Origin of the sequence: Streptomyces sp. SID13031 (assembly GCF_010548305.1) — a bacterium.
Classification (GTDB): Bacteria; Actinomycetota; Actinomycetes; order Propionibacteriales; family Kribbellaceae; genus Kribbella.
In genome coordinates this window covers 92,868-115,378 of record NZ_JAAGLV010000014.1, presented here as the reverse complement: position 1 = coordinate 115,378, position 22,511 = coordinate 92,868, and the positions used below count along the sequence as shown (strand labels likewise).

At 68.4% G+C, this 22,511-nt stretch carries 24 protein-coding genes and 1 pseudogene; 15 read left to right on the top strand and 10 right to left on the bottom strand.

Annotated elements, in window-relative coordinates; translation table 11 throughout:
• Positions 1–117: 117 nt before the first annotated feature.
• The 4 genes from G3I17_RS26550 (at position 118) to G3I17_RS26535 (ending at position 3,263) form a co-directional block, all read left to right on the top strand.
• Positions 118–870, top strand: a complete 753-nt coding sequence (locus tag G3I17_RS26550) for a DeoR/GlpR family DNA-binding transcription regulator (RefSeq protein WP_164600439.1) — start codon at positions 118–120, stop codon at positions 868–870.
• Positions 867–2,210 carry a 6-phospho-beta-glucosidase gene (locus G3I17_RS26545; RefSeq protein WP_164600319.1) on the top strand — a complete coding sequence of 448 codons (1,344 nt, stop codon included), beginning with the start codon at positions 867–869 and terminating at the stop codon, positions 2,208–2,210. The genes G3I17_RS26550 and G3I17_RS26545 overlap by 4 nt, the downstream gene beginning before the upstream one ends.
• A gap of 247 nt (positions 2,211–2,457) precedes the next feature.
• Complete coding sequence (gene rpsP / locus G3I17_RS26540; RefSeq protein ID WP_164600318.1) at positions 2,458–3,006, top strand: 30S ribosomal protein S16; 549 nt, start codon at positions 2,458–2,460, stop codon at positions 3,004–3,006.
• Between the two features lie 5 nt (positions 3,007–3,011).
• Positions 3,012–3,263 (top strand): RNA-binding protein, encoded by a 252-nt coding sequence (locus G3I17_RS26535; protein WP_164600438.1) that lies wholly within the window; start codon positions 3,012–3,014, stop codon positions 3,261–3,263.
• Between the two features lie 68 nt (positions 3,264–3,331).
• Here G3I17_RS26535 and G3I17_RS26530 read toward each other — a convergent pair whose 3' ends face one another.
• The 5 genes from G3I17_RS26530 to G3I17_RS26510 are packed head-to-tail and all read right to left on the bottom strand — an operon-like array spanning position 3,332 to position 8,445.
• The gene (locus tag G3I17_RS26530) at positions 3,332–4,909 is read right to left on the bottom strand and encodes a thiamine pyrophosphate-binding protein (protein ID WP_164600317.1); all 1,578 of its coding nucleotides are present in this window, start codon (positions 4,907–4,909) and stop codon (positions 3,332–3,334) included.
• Positions 4,902–5,849, bottom strand: coding sequence for an agmatinase (gene speB / locus G3I17_RS26525; RefSeq protein ID WP_164600316.1), 948 nt, complete (start codon positions 5,847–5,849; stop codon positions 4,902–4,904). The genes G3I17_RS26530 and speB overlap by 8 nt, the downstream gene beginning before the upstream one ends.
• A 1-nt stretch (position 5,850) precedes the next feature.
• Entirely contained in the window at positions 5,851–6,603 is a 753-nt protein-coding gene (locus G3I17_RS26520) for an amino acid ABC transporter ATP-binding protein (RefSeq protein WP_164600437.1), read from the bottom strand.
• 8 nt (positions 6,604–6,611) lie between these two features.
• Positions 6,612–7,532: an amino acid ABC transporter permease gene (locus tag G3I17_RS26515; RefSeq protein ID WP_164600315.1), complete on the bottom strand. Its 921-nt coding sequence runs from the start codon at positions 7,530–7,532 to the stop codon at positions 6,612–6,614.
• Position 7,533: 1 nt separating this feature from the next.
• Positions 7,534–8,445 carry an ABC transporter substrate-binding protein gene (locus tag G3I17_RS26510; RefSeq protein ID WP_164600314.1) on the bottom strand — a complete coding sequence of 304 codons (912 nt, stop codon included), beginning with the start codon at positions 8,443–8,445 and terminating at the stop codon, positions 7,534–7,536.
• A 191-nt stretch (positions 8,446–8,636) separates the two neighbouring features.
• On the opposite strand from G3I17_RS26510, the gene G3I17_RS26505 reads away from it, so the two are divergent.
• The 9 genes and pseudogenes from G3I17_RS26505 (at position 8,637) to G3I17_RS26470 (ending at position 14,149) form a co-directional block, all read left to right on the top strand.
• On the top strand, positions 8,637–9,224 hold the full coding sequence (locus G3I17_RS26505) for a cupin domain-containing protein (RefSeq protein ID WP_164600313.1): 588 nt from the start codon (positions 8,637–8,639) through the stop codon (positions 9,222–9,224).
• Positions 9,225–9,265: 41 nt separating this feature from the next.
• Complete coding sequence (rimM, locus tag G3I17_RS26500) at positions 9,266–9,820, top strand: ribosome maturation factor RimM (RefSeq protein ID WP_164600312.1); 555 nt, start codon at positions 9,266–9,268, stop codon at positions 9,818–9,820.
• Positions 9,817–10,503: pseudogene (gene trmD / locus G3I17_RS41080) on the top strand (tRNA (guanosine(37)-N1)-methyltransferase TrmD); the annotation flags it as partial. The gene rimM and the pseudogene trmD, both read left to right, overlap by 4 nt.
• An 18-nt stretch (positions 10,504–10,521) precedes the next feature.
• Positions 10,522–11,019, top strand: a complete 498-nt coding sequence (locus tag G3I17_RS41075) for a GNAT family N-acetyltransferase (protein WP_239062948.1) — start codon at positions 10,522–10,524, stop codon at positions 11,017–11,019.
• Between the two features lie 183 nt (positions 11,020–11,202).
• Positions 11,203–11,565: a 50S ribosomal protein L19 gene (gene rplS / locus G3I17_RS26490; protein WP_164600310.1), complete on the top strand. Its 363-nt coding sequence runs from the start codon at positions 11,203–11,205 to the stop codon at positions 11,563–11,565.
• A gap of 119 nt (positions 11,566–11,684) precedes the next feature.
• Positions 11,685–12,332 (top strand): signal peptidase I, encoded by a 648-nt coding sequence (gene lepB, locus G3I17_RS26485; protein WP_164600309.1) that lies wholly within the window; start codon positions 11,685–11,687, stop codon positions 12,330–12,332.
• Positions 12,329–13,093, top strand: a complete 765-nt coding sequence (lepB, locus tag G3I17_RS26480; protein WP_164600308.1) for a signal peptidase I — start codon at positions 12,329–12,331, stop codon at positions 13,091–13,093. Before lepB (G3I17_RS26485) ends, lepB (G3I17_RS26480) begins: the two co-directional genes overlap by 4 nt.
• Before the next feature lie 37 nt (positions 13,094–13,130).
• Positions 13,131–13,829 (top strand): ribonuclease HII, encoded by a 699-nt coding sequence (locus G3I17_RS26475; RefSeq protein WP_164600307.1) that lies wholly within the window; start codon positions 13,131–13,133, stop codon positions 13,827–13,829.
• Positions 13,826–14,149, top strand: a complete 324-nt coding sequence (locus G3I17_RS26470) for a DUF2469 domain-containing protein (RefSeq protein WP_077012708.1) — start codon at positions 13,826–13,828, stop codon at positions 14,147–14,149. The genes G3I17_RS26475 and G3I17_RS26470 overlap by 4 nt, the downstream gene beginning before the upstream one ends.
• Positions 14,150–15,162: 1,013 nt before the next feature.
• On the opposite strand, the gene dprA is transcribed toward G3I17_RS26470, so the two are convergent.
• From dprA to G3I17_RS26450, 4 genes are all read right to left on the bottom strand, one after another.
• A complete protein-coding gene (gene dprA, locus G3I17_RS26465; protein ID WP_203590775.1) occupies positions 15,163–16,350 on the bottom strand; it encodes a DNA-processing protein DprA in 1,188 nt (395 codons plus the stop codon).
• Positions 16,347–17,924 (bottom strand): YifB family Mg chelatase-like AAA ATPase, encoded by a 1,578-nt coding sequence (locus G3I17_RS26460; RefSeq protein ID WP_164600306.1) that lies wholly within the window; start codon positions 17,922–17,924, stop codon positions 16,347–16,349. The genes dprA and G3I17_RS26460 overlap by 4 nt, the downstream gene beginning before the upstream one ends.
• Positions 17,924–18,280, bottom strand: a complete 357-nt coding sequence (locus G3I17_RS26455) for a YraN family protein (protein ID WP_164600305.1) — start codon at positions 18,278–18,280, stop codon at positions 17,924–17,926. The genes G3I17_RS26460 and G3I17_RS26455 overlap by 1 nt, the downstream gene beginning before the upstream one ends.
• Before the next feature lie 126 nt (positions 18,281–18,406).
• Positions 18,407–20,026 carry an amino acid permease gene (locus G3I17_RS26450; RefSeq protein WP_164600304.1) on the bottom strand — a complete coding sequence of 540 codons (1,620 nt, stop codon included), beginning with the start codon at positions 20,024–20,026 and terminating at the stop codon, positions 18,407–18,409.
• 137 nt (positions 20,027–20,163) lie between these two features.
• Here G3I17_RS26450 and G3I17_RS26445 point away from each other — a divergent pair, with 137 nt between their 5' ends.
• On the top strand, positions 20,164–21,105 hold the full coding sequence (locus G3I17_RS26445; protein ID WP_203590773.1) for a tyrosine recombinase XerC: 942 nt from the start codon (positions 20,164–20,166) through the stop codon (positions 21,103–21,105).
• A gap of 31 nt (positions 21,106–21,136) precedes the next feature.
• Entirely contained in the window at positions 21,137–21,616 is a 480-nt protein-coding gene (locus G3I17_RS26440) for an Rrf2 family transcriptional regulator (RefSeq protein ID WP_164600303.1), read from the top strand.
• A gap of 32 nt (positions 21,617–21,648) precedes the next feature.
• On the opposite strand, the gene G3I17_RS26435 is transcribed toward G3I17_RS26440, so the two are convergent.
• Positions 21,649–22,359: a M23 family metallopeptidase gene (locus G3I17_RS26435; RefSeq protein WP_164600302.1), complete on the bottom strand. Its 711-nt coding sequence runs from the start codon at positions 22,357–22,359 to the stop codon at positions 21,649–21,651.
• Between the last annotated feature and the right edge of the window lie 152 nt (positions 22,360–22,511).

Genomic DNA, 22,511 nt, shown 5'->3' with positions numbered 1-22,511 from the left:
CACTCCTGCAGGGTCGCTCAAACTCGTGCATGCAGTTTGAATCTTTTGAGCAGATTGCGCAATACCTCTGCAGTCAGATGAGTGAATATGACAGAGTTTGCGTGGTACGGTCTCTGGGTGTTGCCACAGCAGCGGCAGGATCAGATCGTCCGCGCACTTCGGGTCGACGGGGCCGGGGGTGTGAAGTTGCTGGCTGCCCAACTGGGCGTCAGCGAGGCGACCATCCGGCGCGACCTCGAGCAGTTGCACGACCAGGGCCGGCTGACCCGCGTGTACGGCGGCGCGCTCGCCGTCGACGGCGGTGACGAGCCGTTCGCCGAGGTCAGCGCGGTGCACGCGTCCGAGAAGGACAAGATCGCCCGGCGCGCGGCCTCCCTGGTCAGCGACGGGCAGTCGGTGCTGCTGGACATCGGTACGACGGCGCTGCGGGTCGCACAGCATCTGCACGGGCGCTCATTGACTGTCGTCACCAGCAACCTCGCCGTCCTGGAGGAGTTGCAGAACGACGAGCAGATCGAGTTGATCATCCTGGGCGGCTTCGTCCGGCGCAGCTACCGCTCGCTGGTCGGCTATCTGACCGAGGAGTCGCTGCGCCAGATCCACGTCGACTGGCTGTTCCTCGGCACCAGCGGGGTCCGCCCCGACGGCTGGGTGATGGACAGCACGATGATCGAGGTGCCGGTGAAGCGGGCGATGATCAAGGCCGCCGACCGGGTGGTGCTGCTGGCCGACGCGACGAAGTTCCCCGGCCACGGCGTCGCCAAGGTCTGCGACCCGACCGAACTTTCCATGGTGGTGACCGAATCCGGCGCCGACGAGGCGACCCGGGCGCAACTGGAGGAGGCAGGGGTGCAGGTGGTGCTGTCGTGAGGCTGACCATTCTCGGGGGCGGCGGATTCCGGGTGCCCCTCGTTTATCAGGCGTTGCTCGGTGATCGCGGTGATGGCCGGATCACATCCGTCGTGCTCTACGACACCGACCGCACCCGGCTGGCGTCGATCGGGTCCGTACTGCGCCAGCAGGCCGCGCCGTACGCCGATGCGCCGGTGGTGACCGAGACGACCGACCCCGACGAGGCGATCCGGGGTGCCGACTTCGTCTTCTCGGCGATCCGGGTCGGCGGGCTCGAAGGGCGCACTATCGACGAGCGGGTCGCGCTCGATCTCGGCGTACTGGGTCAGGAGACCGTCGGCGCCGGTGGGATCGCCTACGCATTGCGGACGTTGCCGGTGGCCACCGCCATCGCGCAGCGGATCGCCGCGCTGGCGCCGGAGGCGTGGGTCATCAATTTCACCAACCCGGCCGGGATGGTGACCGAGGCGATGATCCCGTACCTGGGTGATCGCGTGATCGGCATCTGTGACTCGCCATCCGGGCTCGGCCGCCGGGCCGCCCTGGCGTTGGGGCTGGACCCGTCGTCGGTCTTCTACGACTACGCCGGGTTGAACCACCTCGGCTGGTTGCGAGGACTGGAATCGGGCGGCGTCGACCACCTGCCCGCGCTGCTCGCGGATCCCGCCGCGCTCGGGGATTTCGAGGAGGGGCGACTCTTCGGGGTCGAGTGGTTGCGGTCGCTGGGGTCGATCCCCAACGAGTACCTGCACTACTACTACTTCGCGCGCGAGACGCTGGCCGCGGTACAGGCGGTCGAGCAGACGCGGGGGACGTTCTTGCTGGAGCAGCAGTCCCGGTTCTATGCGGAGACGGCTGGGCAGCCGGCCAATGCTTTGGAGTTGTGGCAGAAGACGCGAGCCGAGCGCGAATCGACGTACATGGTCGAGAGCCGCGAGATCGCCGACGCGGGCGAGCGGGACGAGCGGGACATGTCGGCCGGTGGTTATGAGCAGGTCGCGCTGTCGCTGATGCGCGCGATCGCGCACAACGAGCGGGCCTCGCTGATCCTGAATGTCCGCAACCGCGGCACCCTGCACCACCTCGACGCGGACGCGGTGGTGGAGATCCCGTGCACGGTCGACGCCAACGGCGCCCGCCCGGTCACCGTCTCCCAGTTCACCGACCACCAGGCCGGGCTGGTCTGCGCGGTGAAGGCCGTCGAACGCTCCACCATCGAGGCGGCCACGTCAGGCTCCCGCTCGGCCGCCATCCGCGCCTTCGCCTGGCATCCCCTGATCGACTCGGTGACAGCAGCCCACCAACTCCTCGACGGGTACGTCGACCACCTTCCCGAGCTGGCCGCGTTCCGCGCCTGACCCGAGCCCCTACGTCCGAAGAAGCGGAGGGACGTCGTCGACGCTTCTTCGGACGTAAGGGTTTGGTTGGGGCTGGATTGGTCTGGCGGGGGCGAATCTGGCAGAATGATGGGCTGAGTCCGTCCGGATCACGTGCAGCCCTCTAAACTCCACGTCCCGGCTCGGCCCATCCGAGTGGTCACCCGTTGTCCCCACGACCGGTGCATCACTCAACCAAGACATGAATCCCGAGGGAGACACCACAAACGTGGCAGTCAAGATCCGTTTGAAGCGCATCGGCAAGAAGCGTGCGCCGCACTACCGCATCGTCGTGATGGACGCCCGCGCCAAGCGTGACGGCCGCGCCATCGAGGAGATCGGCAAGTACAACCCGAAGGCCGAGCCGTCGTTCATCTACGTCGAGTCGGACCGGGCGCAGTACTGGCTGGGCGTCGGCGCGCAGCCGACCGAGGCCGTCGCGGCCATCTTCAAGGCCAGCGGTGACTGGCAGAAGTTCAAGGGCCTCGATGCCCCGCCGCCGCTGCGGGTCAAGGAGCCGAAGCGTGACAAGCAGGAGATCTTCAACGAGGCCCTCGCCGAGGCGCACGGCACGCTGAAGACCGAGGCCGTCACGAAGAAGGCCACCGCCAAGAAGGCGGAGCCGAAGGCCGACAAGGCCGAGGCGAAGGCTGAGAAGGCCGACAAGGCTCCCAAGTCGGATGACACCGCGAAGGACGACGCCGTCGAGGCCAAGACCGAAGAGGCCCCGGCCGCTGACGTCGCCGCCGAGGCGCCGGCCGACGACGCCAAGGCCTGACGATGATGGAGACCGAGGCGCTCGAGCACCTGGTCCGAGGCATCGTGGACAACCCTGACGATGTCAGCGTCAAGTCGCGCAACCTGCGACGTGGCCAGACCCTCGAGGTGCACGTGCACCCCGACGACATCGGCAAGGTGATCGGCCGCAACGGCCGGACGGCGACCGCGCTCCGTACCGTGGTCGGGGCGCTCAGCTCCGAGCAGTCGGTCCGGATCGACTTCGTCGACGAGTTCAACCGGCGCCCGCGCCGCTGACCTCAGGTCCACCGGAAAGGCCGCGTCCCCTCGGGGCGCGGCCTTTCCGCATTCTCAGCGGCCGGTGGTCACGGCTTGCTGCCGTCGACGGCGAGGTGGATCAGCGTCGGCCGGTCAGCGGTGAGCGCCTCGGCCGCGAGGTCGCCCAGCGACTCCACAGTGGCGGCCACGACGCCGTACGCACCGATCGCGCGGGCGAGGGCGGGCAGATCCGGTTGGTACAGATCGACCGCCTGGGGCGTGATGCCGCGGTCGACCATCTGCTCGCGGATCTCGGCGTAGCCACCGTTGTCCGCGACGATGATCGGCAGCGGCAGGCGGAGCTCGGTCGCGGTGACCAGCTCCTGGATGGTGAACATCGCCGCGCCGTCGCCGAACAACCCGATCACCGGGCGCTCGGGTTGCGCGATCTTCGCGCCGATCGCGGCCGGCAGCCCGTAGCCGAGGGTTGCGTAGCCGGTCGGGTAGAGCAACTGGTTCGCGGGCGTGAACGGCCAGTGGTGGACTGTGCCGTAGTAGGTGACCTGCGAGCTGTCACCGGCGATCACGGTGTCGGCCGGCAGAGCTGCGGCTAGCGAGTGCTGGATCCTCGCCCAAGGCCCGGCGTCCAGGTCGGCCTCGGCGGTGATCGCCTTCCGCCACCCGGCGACGTGGTCGGTCGGGAAGCGGCTCTCCGTGATGATTGCCTGAAGCACCTGTTTGGCGTCGCCGGTGACGGCGAGGTCGGCGCGCAGATTCTTGTGCAGCTGAGCGGGGTCGAGGTCGATCCGGATCACCTTGGCGGCTTGGAGCACGCCGCCCCATAAGTCGGAGTCGCCCAGTTCGGTGCCGACGGCGATCACCAGATCCGCCTCGGCGATCGCCTGGTGGGCAGCCCGTAGCCGGACGGATGCACCGAGGGCAGTCGGGTCGGTCTCGTCGAGGATGCCCTTGCCGTTCACCGTTGTCAGGACCGGTACGCCGGTGGCCGCCAGCGCGCGGATCTCTTCACCGGCGCCACGCGCGCCACCACCTGCGATCAGGAGCGGCCGGGTCGCCTGCCCGAGCGCGGCGATGATGTTGCTGATGGCAACCGGATCGAGTCGGCCCGGCGCGGAGGGCGGCTGCGCGGTGGCGGGGCGGCGTACCCACTCTCCTTCGAGGACGTCGACCGGTACTTCGAGATGGACGGGCCGGGGCCGCCGGGTGACGAAGCCTGCGAAGATGTCCGCGATCGTCTCGGGTAGCTCGTCCGCGTTCTCCACCCGGATGCTGCGGTCGCACACCGCGTCGAGCGCGGCCTGCTGGTTCTTCAGCTCGTGCAGCCAGCCGACGTCCTTGCCGACCATGCCACGCGGCGGGCCGGGAGAGATCGCGAGCGTCGGCACCGAATCGGCGTACGAGGTGGCGAGGGCGGTGATCGCGTTGGTGATGCCGGGGCCGGAGGTGGTGATCAGCACGCCAGGGCCGCCCGTCACGCGGGCGTAGCCGTCGGCGGCGTACCCGGCGCCTTGCTCGTGGCGGGTGACGATGTGCCGGATCCCGGACGCGGGGAGATAGCGGTAGAGCTCCAGGTTGTGCGTGCCGGGGATGCCGAAGACGTGCCGGACGCCGTTGGCGACCAGGCTGTCGACGACGGCCGCACCGCCCGTGACGGCCTCAGCCATCGGTCCGGGGTGCCATTGCGCTAATCAGCTCGTAGGCCGCGTGGGCGGCCGCGATCCCGGTCACCTCGGCGTGGTCGTACGCCGGGGCCACCTCGACGATGTCGGCGCCGACCAGGTTCAGCTCGGCGAACGCGCGCAGCATCTGCAGCAACTCCCGGCTCGTCAGGCCGCCCGCCTCGGGGGTTCCGGTGCCCGGGGCGAAGGCGGGATCGAGGACGTCGATGTCCAGCGAGACGTACGTCGGCCGGTCGCCGACGCGCGCCTTGATCCGCTCGACGGCACCGCGCCAGCCATGGTCGTCGAACTGGTGCGCGCCGATCACCTGGAAGCCGAGCACCTGGTCGTCGGTCAGGTCCTCACGGGAGTACAGCGAGCCGCGGATCCCCACGTGCAGCGAGCCGGTCTGGTCGATCAGACCCTCCTCGGCCGCCCGGCGGAACGGCGTACCGTGCGTGATCGGGGCGCCGAAGTAGGTGTCCCAGGTGTCCAGGTGCGCGTCGAAGTGGACCACGGCGATCGGGCCGTGCGCCTCGTGCATCACCCGCAGCAGCGGCAGCGCGATGGTGTGGTCGCCGCCGATCGTGAGCGGTTTCGCGCCGAAGCCGATCACCTCGCGAACGCCTTCGTCGATCTGCTTGACCGCTTCGAGGATGTCGAACGGGTTGCAGGCGATGTCGCCGGCGTCGGCCACCTGCTGGAGCGCGAACGGTTCGACGTCCTGCACCGGGTTGTAGGGCCGCAACAGCTTCGACGACGCGCGGATGTGGCTCGGCCCGAACCGCGCGCCCGGGCGGTAGCTGACGCCGGAGTCGAACGGCACACCGATCACCGCGACGTCGGCACGAGCCACCTCGTCGATGCGCGGCAACCGCGCGAAGGTGGCGGGACCGCCGTACCGGGGGACCTTGGTCGCGTCGACCGGGCCTTGGAAGCTGGTCATATCAAAGGACTTTCGAGAGGAAGGACTGGGTTCGGGCATGGCGGGGGTTGGTGAGCACCTGGGCGGGTGGACCGGCCTCGACGACGACGCCGGCGTCCATGAAGACCACCCGGTGGCAGACCTCCCGGGCGAAGCCGATCTCGTGGGTGACCACGATCATCGTCATCCCCTCGGTCGCCAGGCCTTTCATCACCTCGAGCACCTCGCCGACGAGCTCGGGGTCGAGGGCAGAGGTCGGTTCGTCGAACAGCATCAGCGTCGGCCGCATCGCGAGCGCCCGGGCGATCGCCACCCGCTGCTGCTGCCCACCGGAGAGCTGGGCTGGGTACGCCGCGGCCTTGTCGGCCAGGCCGACCCGGTCGAGCAGCTTCATAGCTTGTGCCCGGGCTGCTGCGCGGGTCTCGCGCTTGACGAAGATAGGCGCCTCCATCACGTTCTCCACCGCAGTGCGATGGGGGAACAGGTTGAAGCGCTGGAAGACCATCCCGACCTGGCGCCTGGCCGCCGCGGTCTCGCGCGGGCGCAGCTCGTACTTGCGGCCGCCGTGCCGCCGGTAGCCGACCAGCTCGCCGTTCACGCTGATCTCGCCGCCGTCGAGCCGCTCCAGGTGGTTGATGCAGCGCAGGAAGGTGCTCTTGCCCGAGCCGGACGGCCCCAGCAGCGAGATGACCTCGCCGGCGTCGACGGTGAGGTCGATGCCCTTCAGCACTTCGGTGTCGCCGAACGACTTGCGGACGTTGATCGCTTGCACCATCGCGGGCATCAGCGGGCTCCTGCCGGGTCTGCCTTGATCGTTTTGTCCAGGGGCTGGCTGTCCACGGGCCGGGCTCTCGGGCGGCGGCGGGTGGTGGCCAGGACGCCGCGGCTCATCCGGTTCTCCAGCCGGTTCTGCACGACGGTCAGGATGGTGGTGAGCACGAGGTACCAGATGCTCGCGACGATCAGCAGCGGGATCTGCTGGAAGTTCCGGCCGTAGATCAGCTGGGCGGTGGTGGTGAGCTCGGGCAGGCCGATCACTAGTACCAGCGAGGTGAGCTTCAGCATCGAGATCGTCTGGTTCGCCGTCGGCGGCACGATCAGCCGGGCCGCCTGCGGCAGGATCACCCGCCGGTAGGTGATCCACGGGTTCATGCTGAGCGCCTCGGCCGCTTCCCGTTGGCCATGGTCCACCGAGCCGATGCCGGCGCGGACGATCTCGGCCATGTACGCCGCCTCGTTCAGCCCGAGTCCGAGGATGGCGGCGGTGAACTGGGTGATCACCGTGTTCGTCGGCCAGCTGACCAGATCGGGGCCGCCGAACGGGAGTCCGATACTGATCTGCGGCAGCACGGTGCCGAGGAAGAACCAGAACAGCAGCTGCACCAGGATCGGGGTACCACGGAAGAGCCAGACGTAGCCGCCGGCGACGGCGCGCAGTACCGGGTTCTCCGACAGGCGCATCACGGCCAGCAGGGTGCCGAGGACGACGCCGACGAGCATCGCGATGACGGTCAGCTGGAGCGTCTTCAGCAGGCCGAGCATGATCGACTTCTCGAACAGGTAGCCGGCCACCAGGTCGAGCCGCAGCTTCGGCGCGGTCGCGACGAAGTGGACGAACATGGCCAGCAGGACCACGATCACCGCTGCGGCGACCCAGCGCCCCGGATGCCTGAGCCGGACGATCGGCTCGTCGGCGGTGCTCATCTCATTCGCCCTGGTTGATCGGAGCGTCTTTGAGCGCCTGGTCCGTGAGGTTCCACTTGGCCAGCAGGGCGTCGTACGTGCCGCTCTCGATGACCTTCTTCAGAGCGGCCTGTACTGCGTCGCGCAGCTTGGCGTTGCTCTTCGGCACCGGGATTCCGACGGGCAGCGTGCCGAACGGCTTGCTCGCGATCTCGAAGGCATCGGGCGCCTGCTTGACGTTGTAGGCCAGGGTGAGGTCGAGCGCTAGTACTGCGTCCGCTCGGCCGGACTGCAGCGCCTGGACCGCGCTCGCCTGGTCGGGGAACGGCAGCTTCTTCACCGCGGGCTTGCCGGCGGCCGCGCACTCCTTGGTGATGTCGTCCGCGGTCAGGTCTCCGGTAGCGCTCTTCTCCACGGCGGCGGTCCGGCCGCACAGGTCCAGCTTGTCCTTCAGCCCGTTCTTATTGCCCTTGGCAACCATGAAGGTCACGCCGGAGTTGAGATAGTCGACGAAATCGGCGGTGCCCTGACGCGCTTTCTTGTCGATCATGCTGGTCAGCGCCAGGTCGTACCGGCCGGCGTTGAGGCCGCCGATGATCCCGTCGAAGTTGGTGTTCTGGAACTCGAAGGTCACGCCGAGCACCTGGCCGAGGGCGGCCCCGAGATCCGCGTCGAACCCGAGCACCGTCTTGTTGTCGGTGTCGAAGAACTCCATCGGCGGGAAGCTCACGCCGGAGGCGACCCGCACCTTGCCTGCCGTCCGGATCGCGTCGGGCAGCAGCGCGGCAGCGGCGTCGTCCTTGGTCAGCGCCGGCGCCGTACCGGTGGACCCGCCGTTGCCGGCCGGGCTCTCGGCCGCGTCGGGCGCCGCACAGGAGGCCGTGACGATCGTCGCCGAGAGCGCGGCGGCGAGGGCGAAGTGTGGAATCCGCATGGTGGGTTTCTCCCGGGGCCTTCGATGGCGGTTTTGTTGCCCGTGTTTCGAGAATGTTTCGTCACAGGCAACAAAGGTTGTCGTATGAGCATCGGGGGCGGCATGATGGGTGTCAAGCGGTAAGTCCGCTGTCTTTCGTCAACTCCGCCCAGATGTTCCGCCCAGATGTTCCGTTCAGTGGAAGGACCTTGATGCGTCCCATGCCGGTGTCGCCCTCGAACAACGAGATCCGGATCGGCTCCCGGCTCCGGGCTGCCCGTCAGGCACACGGCTACACGCTCGATCAGCTCGCCTCCGCCGCCGGGCTGACCAAGGGCTTCCTCAGTCGGGTCGAGCGCGATGAGACCTCGTTGAGCGTCGCTTCGCTGATCACACTGTGCGAGGTGATGAGCCTGGACGTCGGCTCGTTGTTCACGGTTTCGGATGTAGCGGTGGTACGGCGCGACAGTGCACCGGCGATCAACCTGGGCGGTACGGGGGTGGACGAGCGGTTGATGACGCCGCGCGGGCAGTCCCGCGTCCAGGTCGTCCACACCGACGCCCAGCCGGGCGGGACGGGCGGTTCCGACTTCTACACGATCAACTGCGAGTACGAGGTCGTGTACGTCCTGGCCGGCAGTATCGAGATGCTGTTCACCGATCGCCGGGTGGAGCTCGCGGCGGGGGACGCCCTGACCTTCCCGGGTGGCGAGCCGCATACCTGGGTCAATGCGAGCCAGACAGAGCAGGCCGAGCTCATCTGGGTGCTCACCCCTGCGCCATGGAGCGGTAGCGCCTGAGACACTGTGGCGTTGGTGTCGAGCAGGGGAAAGGACATGCGGTGCTGGTGATTGTCGGCCGGATCGGCCGGGCGCACGGGATCAAGGGCGAGGTCGGCATGATCGTCCGGACGGACGACCCAGACCTCCGGTTCGCCGATGGCGCCCAGTTGGTGACGCCTACGGACCCGCCCCGGACTCTGATCGTGGAGTCCAGCCGCTGGCACAGTGGCCGGCTGCTGGTGAAGTTCACGGAGTCGCCGGACCGCACCGCGGCCGAGAACCTGCGCAACCTGGAGGTCCAGGCCGAGATCGGTGAGGACGAGCGGCCCGAGGACCCCGAGGAGTACTACGACCGCGAGCTGATCGGCCTGAAGGTCCGCACCATCGACGGAGTGGAGGCCGGTGAGGTCATCGACGTGATCCACCTGCCCTCGCAGGACCTGCTGGAGATCCGCAGGCCGGCCGGCAACGCAGTACTGGTGCCGTTGGTCGAGGAACTGGTCCCTGAGATCGACCTGGACTCGCAGTACCTGGTGGTGGCTGACAGGCCGGGCCTCCTCGACCCGGAAGGCGCCGAGGTGGTCCCGTCGGAGCCTGGAGACGCGGCCCGATGAGGCTTGACGTCTTCTCGATCTTCCCGGAGTACCTGGCGGCGCTGGACGTCTCGCTGGTCGGCAAGGCGGCCAAGAACGGCCTGCTGGACGTCCGGGTGCACGACCTGCGTGACTGGACCCACGACCGGCACCGCACTGTCGACGACACCCCGTACGGCGGTGGCGCGGGCATGGTGATGAAGCCGGACCCGTGGGGCGAGGCGTTTGACGCCGTAGCGCCTGTGGATGGGCCTGCGCAGCCCCGGCTGATCGTGCCGTCGCCTGCTGGCCAGCCGTTCAGCCAGGACCTGGCCTATGAGCTCGCTGCCGAGCCGTGGCTGGCGTTCGCCTGCGGACGGTACGAGGGCATCGACGCGCGAGTCGCGGCGCACGCTGCCGAGCGCATGCAGGTCACCGAGGTCTCCATCGGCGACTACGTGCTCAATGGCGGCGAGGTCGCAGTACTAGTCATGGTCGAGGCGATCGCCCGCCTGCTGCCCGGCGTGATCGGGAACCCGGAGTCCCTGGCCGAGGAGTCCCACTCGGGCCATGGGCTGCTGGAGTACCCCGTTTACACCAAGCCGCCGTCGTGGCGCGGGCACGAAGTACCGGAGATCCTGCTGTCGGGGAACCACAAGCTGATCGCCGAGTGGCGCCACGACGAGTCTGTACGCCGTACTGCCGAGCGCAGGCCGGACCTGTTGGCCGCGTGGGGGAGCTCCATGCCTGCTGAAGACGACCCGGTGTCGCAAGTGCGGGTGCTCCCGGCGACCTCGGCGGATGCAGGCGAGCTGCTGACGCTGCAGCGGGCGACCTTCCTGACCGAGGCGCAGGTCTATGGCGACCTGTCTATCCCGCCGCTGCTGGAATCGTTGGAGCAGTGTGTCGCCCGGTTGGCCCAGGGGCCGGTGTGGAAGGCCGTGGCGGGCAGCAGGATCGTCGGCTCGGTCCAGCTGGGCATCGACGGCTCCGTGGGCCGGATCGGGCGGCTGATGGTGGCTCCGGACTGGCAGCGCCAGGGGATCGCCACCAAGCTGCTCCAGGTGGCCGAGAAGACCGCGCCCGCCGAGGTCACGGCGTACGAGCTGTCCACGGGTGCGGAGAGTGAGCGCAATCTGCAGCTGTACCGCAACGCCGGCTACCGGGAGATCAAGCGGGAGCAGCAGACGGACAAGGTCGAGCTCGTGCTGCTCGCCAAGCGCCGCCGGACCAAGCGCTGACGGCCTCTCAGCCTTGGGTTGGTGCGGGCTGATTTCGTTGCGTGAGTGCCGTGTGGCAAACTTGGTCGCTGTTGCCATTCGGTGCTCCTGCCACAGGGGGTGACCACCGTATGACAGCAACTTCTGACTCTCATACCAAGCATTCGTGGGTGACCTGTGGCACGCGCGAGGAAGAGACACCTGATGACCAACCTCCTGAACGAGCTCGACAACGCGAGCAAGCGTGACGACATCCCCGCTTTCCGCGCCGGTGACACGGTCAACGTGCACGTCAAGGTCGTCGAAGGCAACCGGTCCCGCGTCCAGGTCTTCAAGGGTGTCGTGATCCGCCGCCACGGTGGTGGCCTGCAGGAGACCTTCACGGTCCGCAAGGTCAGCTTCGGCGTCGGCGTCGAGCGAACCTTCCCGATGCACACCCCGATCGTCGACAAGGTCGAGGTCGTCACCCGTGGCGACGTGCGCCGCGCGAAGCTGTACTACCTGCGCGACCTGCGCGGCAAGGCAGCCAAGATCAAGGAGAAGCGGGACAACCTCCCGGCCTCCTGATCGTCTACTGACGACGGTCCGGAATGGCGCCGAGCACCGCGACGCGCGCTCGCCCGCCAGCCAGGAGGGCACGTCGCACCAAGGGACGTCACCGTAGGCTCAAACAGCGGAACCCGCTGATGAGCCTGCTGCTCGAGATGACCACCGTGACAGTGCTCGCGTTGGTCATCACGGTCGTCCTGCGACTTTTTGTCGCCGAGGCGTTCTACGTGCCCTCGGAGTCGATGTACGACACGCTCACGACCAACGACCGGATCCTGGCCGAGAAGGTCAGCTATCTGCATCGCGACGTCGACCGGGGCGACATCATCGTCTTCAAGGACCCCGGGCACTGGCTGAACGAGGTGCAGAAGGAGCCCGGCGCGCTCCGGCGGGTCGGTGAGTTCGTCGGCATCCTGCCGCGCAGCGGTGAGGGTCACCTGGTCAAGCGGGTGATCGGCGTGGCCGGTGACCGGGTGGTCTGCTGCGACAAGGCGGGCCAGATCACGGTCAACAAGATCCCGCTGGACGAGCGCGAGTACTTGCTCAAGGACGCCAAACCCTCGACAACGACGTTCAGCGTCGTTGTGCCGCCTGGTTCACTGTGGGTCATGGGTGACAACCGGGCCGAATCCGCGGACTCCCGTGCCCACATGGGCGGGCCCGGCGGCGGGTTCGTCCCCGTCGACAACGTGGTTGGCCGTGCCTGTTGCGTAATCTGGCCGTCTGACCGGATGACGATGCTGCGTCCTCCGGAAACCTTCAAGAAGCCGGGGCTGAAGAAGTGACTGAGACACCGACTGCGACGAAAGAGAAACCCGCCCACCGCTCGGGCCTCGCGGCTGCCGCTCGCGAGTTCGTGCTGATCGTGGTCGGTGCTCTGATCGTCTCGTCGATCCTGCGGGCCTTCGTCGGCCAGATGTTCATCATCCCGAGCGAGTCGATGCAGAACACGCTGCTCGTCGGCGACCGCGTCGTGGTCGAGAAGCTGACCGACGTCAAGCGCGGCGACGTCGTCGTGTTCGAGGATCCGGGCGGCTGGCTGGGCGACGAGGAGAGCGGCCAGAAGCGCGGTTCGGTCGGCCGGTTCTTCGAGGTCGTCGGCCTGCTGCCGGACTCGAGCCACGGTCACCTGATCAAGCGCCTGATCGGCATGCCCGGCGACAAGGTCGCCTGCTGTGACTCCAAGGGCCGGCTGATGGTGAACGGCCAGCCGCTCGAAGAAGGCAGCTACCTGTACCCCGGTGACGCGCCCTCGGCGATGGAGTTCCAGGTCACCGTGCCGGCCGGTCGCGTCTTCGTGATGGGCGACCACCGATCCGAGTCGGGTGACTCCCGGGTGCACCTGAGCGACACCGGCCCCGACGGCGGCAGTCCGGGTGACGCCGCATTCGTGCCGATGGACAAGATCACCGGCCGGGCGATCCTGGTGGTGTGGCCGGCGAACAGATTCGACAAACTCGACGTACCGGACACCTTCAAGGCGATACCGGCGCCGGGCCCGGCCCCCGACAAACCGTCGATCTCCCTCACACCGCCACCCAAGTGAGTTCTCGCTCACAACCGCCTCCCCAGTGGATTGATGGATGAGCGCTCTTCCGCGCGGCAGCACGATCCGGCGTGACGCCGGGCTCTATGGGTACGAACGCGCCCTGCGGCGGGTCGGTCTCGACCCGATCGCGGGCGTCGACGAGGCCGGCCGCGGACCGTGCGCCGGCCCGCTGGTCGCCGCCGCGGTGATCCTGCCGGACGGCAAGCGCGGCCAGATCCCCGAGCTCGCCGACTCCAAGTTGCTGACGGCGAAGGCACGTGACCGCTGTTACGAGCAGATCCGCGACCGGGCGCTGGCCTGGTCGGTGGTCTCGATCGAGGCGGCCGAGTGCGACCGGCTGGGCATGCACGTCGCCAACGTGGAGGCGCTCCGCCGGGCGATCTTCCTGCTCGACCTGCGCCCGCAGTACGTGCTGACCGACGGTTTCGGGGTCGACGGCCTCGGAGTACCGGGGCTCGCCGTCTGGAAGGGTGACCGGGTGGCGGCGTGCATCGCGGCCGCCTCGGTGATCGCCAAGGTGACCCGGGACCGGATCATGCAACGCTGGCACCAGGAGTACCCGCAGTACGATTTCGCGGTTCACAAGGGATACTGCACCCCTGAACACCAGGCGGCACTGGACGAATACGGCCCGTGTCCACAACATCGACGGCGGTTCGAGAATGTCCGCCGCAGTATGCGGGCCGACATGGGACAGAATGTGACCAGTCCCACCGGAGTGGAGAACCGATGAGTGCTGACGACCTCGAGAAGTACGAGACCGATATGGAGCTACAGCTCTATCGGGAGTACAAGGACGTCGTCGGGATCTTCAAGTACGTCGTGGAGACCGAACGCCGCTTCTACCTGTGCAACGCAGTGGACCTCAAAGTCCGGACCGAAGGCGGCGACGTCTACTTCGAAGTGACGATGGCCGACGCCTGGGTCTGGGATGTCTACCGCTCCGCACGCTTCGTGAAAAACGCCAAGGTAGTCACCTTCCGCGACGTCAACATCGAAGAACTGGCCAAAACAGACCTAGAAGTCCCCAAAGACAGCGACTTCGGCCGCTAACCCACCCCCGGGCGCCCTCCCCCGAGAGCGCCCCGGCCACACCGGCCCCCCGGCCAACGGGCGCGCCCTTCCCCGAGAGCGCCCCCGGCCGCACCGGGCCGCCGGTCTACACCGGACCCCGGAGCACCCGGAAGGCTTAGCGCCCGAGGAGCTGAGCGGGCCCAGTGCAGGCTGCGCATGCTCTGCGGAGCCCGGACGCTCCTACGCTCACACCTCTGCCTCAGGCGCGCATCGCTCGGATTGCGCAGGCACGAATACGAGGCACCGGCCCTACTTAGCCCACACGCCGCTGGACAGATGCGCCTGAGCGAGTCGACCCGTGCGACGCAGGCCGGCCAGGTGGGCGTGCCTGAGTGGCATTCGCGGGCTGGCGAGTGCGCCGTAGGCCAGGTGGCAGCGCAGCGGCGTACCAACGTGCCAAGCGCTGGATGACGGGTACCTCAAAGCGGCTTGAGCAGGCGCCCGCCGGTCCGTTGGACGTTCTCCACGGCCGAGGAGTGCACTTGAAGCACAGTGCGTAGGCCGCGCGTCAACGGGCGGCGCGGCCTCACGGATGTGGGTGCCGGGTGGGTGCAGCAGCTGGCGCGCGCTGAAGCCGCATCCGCCGTGTCCTCGGTCCGGCCGGATGGCTGTTGTACGTCGGCAGGAGGTACGGCGGCTCTGGATCTCGGCGCGAGTCCGGCGGCTGGATGCGCATCCTGCGACAGAAGGGTCGACAGGTCGCCCTCGACAACCGGGGCCGGCCAGAAGTTACCGGGCGCGAGGGCATGGCGGCAGGCTGCGCGCTTTAGGTGTGGGCCGGATAGCGGAGTGCTGGGTGTGGGAGGTACCGGGTTAGTTGTTGCTGGTGGGTCGGGGTGCGTTGGTTGGGTGTGAGCAGAGTGGGCGTTGCCGGGGGTGTCGCTTGGGCGTGCATGCGTCGGCTGGGGAGATCTGGCGGGTGGGATCGATTGGGCGGGGTGGGGGCAGGTGGGCTGGCTGGGGCGGGGGTTGCGGGACGGTTGGGGGTGCGGTTAGAGGGATTGGCGGTGGGTGGGGGATAGGTGCCAGCCGGTGGGGGTGTATTCGATGAGGTTGGAATCGGCGAGGGTTTCTAGGCATTCCTGGGTGGTTTCCAGGTCTAGGCCGGCTGTGGTGGCTATGCGGGTGGCGGGGGCGGGGCGGAGGACGGGGACGGCGTCTAGGGTGCGGCTGAGGTCGTGGTCCAGGTGGTCGGTGAGGGCGGCGGGGGCGTGGGGGTAGGGCGTGATGTGGGTGCCGATGGGGGAGATGGCCTCGAGGATGTCGGCGACGTTGGTGGCCAGGACGGCGTTGCGTTCGCGGATCAGGAGGTGGACGCCTTCGGACATCCGGGAGGTGATGGGGCCTGGGACGGCGAGGACCTGGCGGCCGCATTGGTCGGCCCAGCCTGCGCTGTTCAGGGCGCCGCTGCGGACGGCTGCTTCGACGACGACGGTGCCGAGGGTGGTCGCGGCGATGAGTCTGTTCCGGGCGAGGAAGCGGAGTTTGGTGGGTGAGCAGCGCGGTGGGAGTTCGCTGATCAGCAGGCCTGTTTCGGCGATGCGATCGAAGAGTGCGGTGTTGCTCTTCGGGTAGCTGACATCGACTCCACAGGCGAGCACAGCGACGGTAAGACCCCCGCTCGACAGCGCCCCGCGATGGGCCGCGGCATCGATGCCATATGCGCCGCCGGAGACCACGGTGACGCCCTCGTCGGCGAGCCCCGCAGCCAGTTCGGCGGCAGCGTGTTCGCCATAGGACGAACAGGCGCGAGCACCCACCAGGGCAACAGATTTCGCGAGGGTCTCTCGCAGGTGCGCCGGCCCACGGACCCAAAGCCCGAACGGTACGCCGCCGCGACGGCTCTGCAGACCCGCTTCGGCCAGTACCTCCACCTGCTCGGGCCATTCGTCGTCACCGGGAATGACGAATCGCGCTCCAGCCGCCGCGGCGCGCTCCAGATCGAGCTCCGGTCGTGCCTCGGCTATCCGCGCCGACCATCGCTCGAAGATCGGATGCTTCTCCTGCAGGGCCTGCCACAACTCCTGAGCCTCCATCCCGTCGAAGGCAGCAGCCGCCGGATCCCCCGGCTCGATGACCCGAACCAACCCGGCCCGGGCAAGCCGCTCTGCTTCACCTCCTCCGTCCGGATGGATGTCGGACGGGGACTGTGCGGACGAGGACTGTGCGGACGTGGTCATGAGGTGGCCTCTCGGAGGGGGCGGACGTCGGTCAACGGGGTCAGGGGTGCGCCGGTGCGGAGTTGGAAGGCTTGATGGGTGTGGGGGACGGTGGGGATCGGGACGCCTTCCAGATCGGCGAGGGTCCAGGCGAGGCGGGAGACTCGGTCGAAGCCTCGAGCGGTCAGGCGGCCTTCGGCGTAGAGGTCTTCCAGGAGACGCTGGCTCGGCTCGTCGATCGGGTACTCACGGCGGAGGATCGGGCCGGGGAGTTCGCTGTTCAGCACCCAACCGGTGTCTCGATAGCGGTGGGCCTGGCGATCGCGCGCGAGTCTGACCCTTGCTGCCACCTCGGCGGTGGACTCCGGGCGGTCGCCATCGCCCTCGCCTCGCGCGGCGGGGAGGATCTGGCGCTGGATGTCGATCCGGTCCTTGATCGGGCCGCTGATGCGCTGGCGATAGCGGTTCAGATTCTGCGGAGTGCAGTTGCAGACACCATGCGGCGTCCCGGCGAGGCCGCAAGGGCAGGGATTGGCCGCGAGGACCAACAGGAAGCGGGCCGGGAACTTCGCGACCGCTGCCGCCCGATGAACCTCGATGAAGCCGGATTCGAGTGGCTGGCGCAGGGTGTCGAGCGTCAGCGGATGCATCTCGGGAGCCTCGTCGATAAAGAGGATCCCTCGGTGGGCGCAGCTGATGGCGCCGGGGCGGGGCATGCCGGAGCCCCCGCCGATCAGGCTGGGCAGGGAAGCCGTGTGGTGCGGGGCGATGAAGGGCGGACGCAGAACCAGTTCGGCGTCGTTGGTGAGCAGGCCGGCGAGCGAGTGGACGGCGGACACCTCGAGGGAATCGTCGGTGCTGAGGTCTGGCAACAGACCCGCCAGGCGCTCGGCGAGCATCGTCTTGCCGGAGCCGGGCGGGCCGTGCAGGAAGAGGTGATGACCACCGGCGGCACTGGCCTCGATCGCCTTCCGTCCTTCGCGCTGGCCGAGGACGTCGTGGAGATCGACCTCTGGAACCCGCGTGAGCGACTCGGAGATGAGCCGGGGCTCGGCTCGCGGCGGCTCCTCGTCCGGCATCTCGGTTTGGCGGAGCAGCGCGAGCACCTGGCGCAGAGAGCGCATCCCGTAGACCTCGATGCCCGGCACCAGTCTTGCTTCGCCCGCATTCAGCTCAGGAACGACGATCCGCTCGAAGCCGGATCGGGAGGCGGCCAGCGTCATTGCCAGCGCACCGCGGACCTCGCGCATCCGGCCGTCGAGGCCGAGCTCGCCGATGATCGCCAGCTGGCGCAGGCGCTGGTTGTCGACGACGCCCGCGGCCGCGAGCAGGGCGCAGGCGATCGCGACATCGTAGTGCGAGCCGGTCTTCGGCAGGGTCGCGGGGGAGAGGCCGATGGTGACCTTGCGGTCGGGGAACTTCTCGCCGCTGTTGACGACCGCGGCGCGGACCCGGTCGCGAGCCTCGGACAGTGACGTGTCCGGCAGGCCGATCAGGGTCGTCTTCGGCAGGCCCTGGGCGATGTCGGCCTCGATCTCGACAAGGTGACCCTCCAGGCCGACCAGCGCCACGGACCAGGCCTGGGCGAGTGCCATCAGGCCACGCCCCGGACGTGGTCGACGCTCGGCTCGCCCCGGTGCGGCAGGAGCACCGCGACGATGTCGATCCGGATCTCGCCGGGGCGCACCTCGTGCTCGCGCAGCCAGTGGCCGACCAACTGGCGCAGCTTGCTGAGCTTGCGATACGTGATCGACTCGAGCGGGCTGCCGTACCCCAGCCCGCGCCGGGTCTTCACCTCGCAGATGACGAGGGCCTGATCCTCCCGGGCGACGATGTCGATCTCGCCCTGGGGGCAACGCCAGTTGCGCTCCAGGATCGTGAAGCCCTGCTCCACGAGGTACCTGGCGGCGAGATCCTCGCCGTACTGCCCGACCGTTTGCGTGGTTCGCATCGATGACCACCTCCGGCTAAGAACATGCCGTGGTTCTCACCGATTTCGCGGAGGACTTCGGAGCCTGTGGACAACAGTGGAGCCGCGGACGACAGCGGGGCCGGCGGACAGCCGGCCCCACTGACGTCAGTTGCGCATGTGTTTACCGCGGGTCGACTGTTTCGGCGGCGTCCGGACCGCGCGCAGCTCGCCGGTGTCGGCCTCGCTCCGGATCGCCTGCAGGCCACCCGTGCCGGGGTCGGTGTCGCCGATGTCGAAGTCCCAGCTGTCCTCGTTGGCCAGCCGGCTGTGCCAGCGGCCGTAGAGGCCGTAGATCGCCAGCCCGACCACCATCCAGATGGCGAACTTCGTCCAGGTGCTCGTCTTCAGGTTCAGCATCAGCCACAGCGTCGCGGCCAGTGACAGCAGCGGGATCAGCGGCACCATCGGGACCCGGAAGCCACGCTCCAGGTCCGGCTCCGTACGCCGTAGCGTCAGCACCCCGACCGCACAGAACGCGAAGCAGAACAGGGCTCCGATGACGAGCAGCTCCTCCAGATCGAGGACCTTCGGATACAGCGTCAGCGCGATCGCCGCCGCACCGGCCGCGCTGGCCGCGCGGGCCGGCGAGGAGTAGACCCGGCTGACCCGGCCCAGGCTCTTCGGCAGCAGGCCGTCACGGCCCATGTTGAACAGCACCCGGCTCTGCGCGATCAAGACGACCATGATCACCGTCATCAAGGCGAGCAAGGCCCCTAGGTTGACCACGTTCGCCGCCCAGCCTTCGCCGACGGCCGACATCGCCTCCGACACCGGTGCGGCGCCACCCAGCTGGCCGGACGGGCGCATGCCGACCAGTACGACCGCCATTGCGACATACAGGATCGTGACGGCGCCGACGCCGAGCAGCATGCCCTGGGGCACGGTCTTGCGCGGGTTCCGGGCGTCCTCGGACGCGGTCGCGATCAGGTCGAAGCCGATGAAGGCGAAGACGATCGAGCTGGCCGCGGTGAAGATGCCCATCAGGCCGAACGAGCCGAACGACGAGTCCAGGATCCAGCTGAGCAGGGTCGGACTGGCCGTGGCCGGTGCGGGCCGCGAGTCCGGGACGAACGGGCGGTAGTTGTCGAAGTTGATGTGCGTGGCGCCGACCACGACGACCAGCAGGATCACCGCGACCTTCGCCATCACGACGATGGTGAGCACCCGGGTCGACAACTTGGTGCCGGTGACGATCAGCACGGTCAGCACCAGCAGCAGCAACGGCGCGGCCAGGTTCACCTTGGCGTCGGGCCCGAAGAACTGGGCCACCCCTGCGGGCAGGTTGACGCCGAATCCTTCCAGGGTGGCGAGGAAGTACGCCGACCAGACGCGCGCCACGATGGCGGCGGCGGTGACGAGCTCCAGCACGAGCGCCCAGCCGACCAGCCAGGCCCACATCTCGCCGAAGGTCACATAACTGAAGGTGTACGCGCTACCAGAGACGGGGATCGTCGACGACAGTTCCGCGTAACAGGCCGCAGCCAGTACGCAGACCACCGCGGCGATCAGGAACGACAAGATCACAGCGGGACCGGCGACGTTGGCCGCCTGCTTTCCGCTGAGACTGAAGATGCCGGACCCGATCATCACACCTAGTCCGAGAACGACTAGGTCGCGACGACCGAACAGGCGCGGCAGACGGTGCCGCGCGTCCTCGACTCGAGTGAACGCCGACTCGACCGGCAGGCGCCGGCCTACGGTCTGTCCGTTCGCTGAGGGGGCCATGGTCAGGGGTGCCTCCGTTGCTACTAGGGCAATCGGGCCGAACAGTAGTCGACCAGTGGGGATTCGGGCCAGACCTCCTCGGGGTGTCCTCCGCGCGGTGACTTGCGATGGTGCGGTCACTCCCGCATGGTCAGGTAATGGTGCCGGACGAGGTCAGCACACCGCCCTCCGGGGCGGCAGATTTCACTGTGTTACTGGCTGACTACGAACGGCATCTGACGGCGGAAAGAGACCTCAGCAGACATTCGGTGCGAGCCTACATGGGCGATGTGCTGGATTTAATCGACCATTTGACTCGGCTTGGTCACGATGACCTGAGCGGGCTCGACATCCGTGGCCTGCGGTCCTGGCTGGCCAAGCAGCAGAGCCTCGGCAAGTCGCGCAGCACGATGGCGCGGCGCGCGACGGCCGCCCGGGTGTTCACCGCCTGGGCGCAGCGGACGGGCCGGATCGAGACTGACCCGGGTGCGTTGCTCGCCAGCCCCAAGCCGCACAAATCGCTGCCCGGCGTGCTCGGCGTGGCCGACACGCGGGCGGTGCTCGAGGCCGCGGCGGTGGCGGCGGATGACGGCAGCCCGGTCGGGCTCCGCGATCTGGCGATCATGGAGTTGCTCTACGCAACGGGTATCCGGGTCGGCGAACTGTGCGCGCTCGACCTTGACGACGTCGACCCGGGCCGCCGGGTGGTCCGCGTCTTCGGCAAGGGCCGCAAGGAACGCTCGGTCCCGTACGGCGTACCGGCCGGGGTTGCGCTGGATGGGTGGCTGGACGGGCCGCGGGCGAAGCTGTTCCGGCCGGGGAGCGGGCCTGCGTTGTTCCTGGGAGCTCGTGGGACGCGGATCGACCAGCGGACCGTCCGGCGACTCGTGCACGCCAGGATGGAAGCCGTCGACGCGCCGGATCTGTCGCCGCACGGGATGCGGCACACGGCGGCGACGCACCTGCTCGAAGGCGGTGCGGATCTGCGCAGCGTGCAGGAGTTGCTCGGTCACGCTTCGTTGGCGACCACGCAGATCTACACCCACGTGTCGGGCGAGCGATTGCGACGCGCCTACGAACAAGCGCATCCGCGCGCCTGACCTCGGCCCTGGATACGGCAGACTGCGGAGTATGCGGGTTTCGGCGAAGTCTGACTATGCGTTGCGGGCGCTGATCGAGATCACCCAGCGATGGGTGGCGAACGATCCCTCGGTGGTGTCGGCGGAGGAGTTGAGCCGTGCGCAGGGGATTCCACACGGCTTCCTGCAGGGGATCCTCGCCGACCTGCGCCGAGCCGGGGTGTTGACGAGCCAGCGCGGCCAATCGGGCGGGTGGAAACTCGCGATCGACCCGAACGAGGTGTCGGTGGCCGACGTGATGCGGGCGGTGGACGGGCCGATCGTGAGCATCTCCGGGGTCCGGCCCGAGAGCGTCGCGTACAACGAGCGGGCCGTCGTGCTGCAGCGGGTGTGGATCGCTGCGCGGGCGAGCCTGCGAGACGTGCTGGAGCACACGACGCTGACGGACCTTGCCAAAGGCAAGCTCCCGGCCGGCGTCGAGCGCCGCTCGAAGGACGAAGACGCCTGGCAGGCGCGCGTTCCCGGTAGCTGATCCAGTTGCTGGACGGCGGGTCTGGGCGGGCATCAGTGGCGCCTGATCAGAAGACCGCCGATGAGGGTCGCTGCCGCTGCCAGGCCGACGATCACGCCCGAGGCGACTTCATCTCTCGCTGAAGCCTGCGCCTCGACGCGAGCGGGTGGCACAGGTGGCTGTGCCGTGATGCTGGGGTGCGGGGCGAGGGACTGTGTGGTGACTCCCAGGACTGCGCTGTTGCGGAATGAGGGCGTCGGGGCGAGGGGTAGAAGGCGGATGGGGCGGTGGGGGAGTAGGGCCAGGGGATTCAGGTAGATGTTGGCTTGGAGTAGGCCCCAGTGGAGGCAGGTTGCTGGGGTGCAGTGGGAACCGGCCGCCGAGAGGTGGCCTAGCGGGGTGCCCGGGGTGACGACGGCGCCCACGCGGACCGTGGGGACGACCGGTTCGTAGGTGGTGCGGAGGCGGCCGTTGGTGATGACGATGACGCCGCGGCCGGCCAGCGAGCCGGCGTACGTGACTGTGCCGGGCGTGGCTGAGCGGACCTGCTGACCAGGGGAGCCGCGCAGGTCGAGGCCGCGATGGCCGGAGAGCCAGGGTTTGGGCGGTGGTTCGAAGCCGCGGATGACCTCAGGGCGAGGGGTGAGTGGCCAGACCGCGCCGGGTTGGGCCGTGAAAGAGGCGGACTGCGGCGGGGTTGGAGCGGGGTGGATCGGGGTCAGTAGGGCAGTCAGGGCCAGGGGTGTGAGGAGGAAGGGCGTCATACAGAGAATGTGCCGTTGGAGTCGGCCGGTGGCGGTGAGGATCTTGGCGGTTGTGGACAAGTGGGGCCGGTTAGGTGTGGTGGCTGCTCTCCCGTAGACTTTTGGTGGCGTCCCGCGTGAGTGGGACGACTTCGCACGCCCGCATGCCCCGA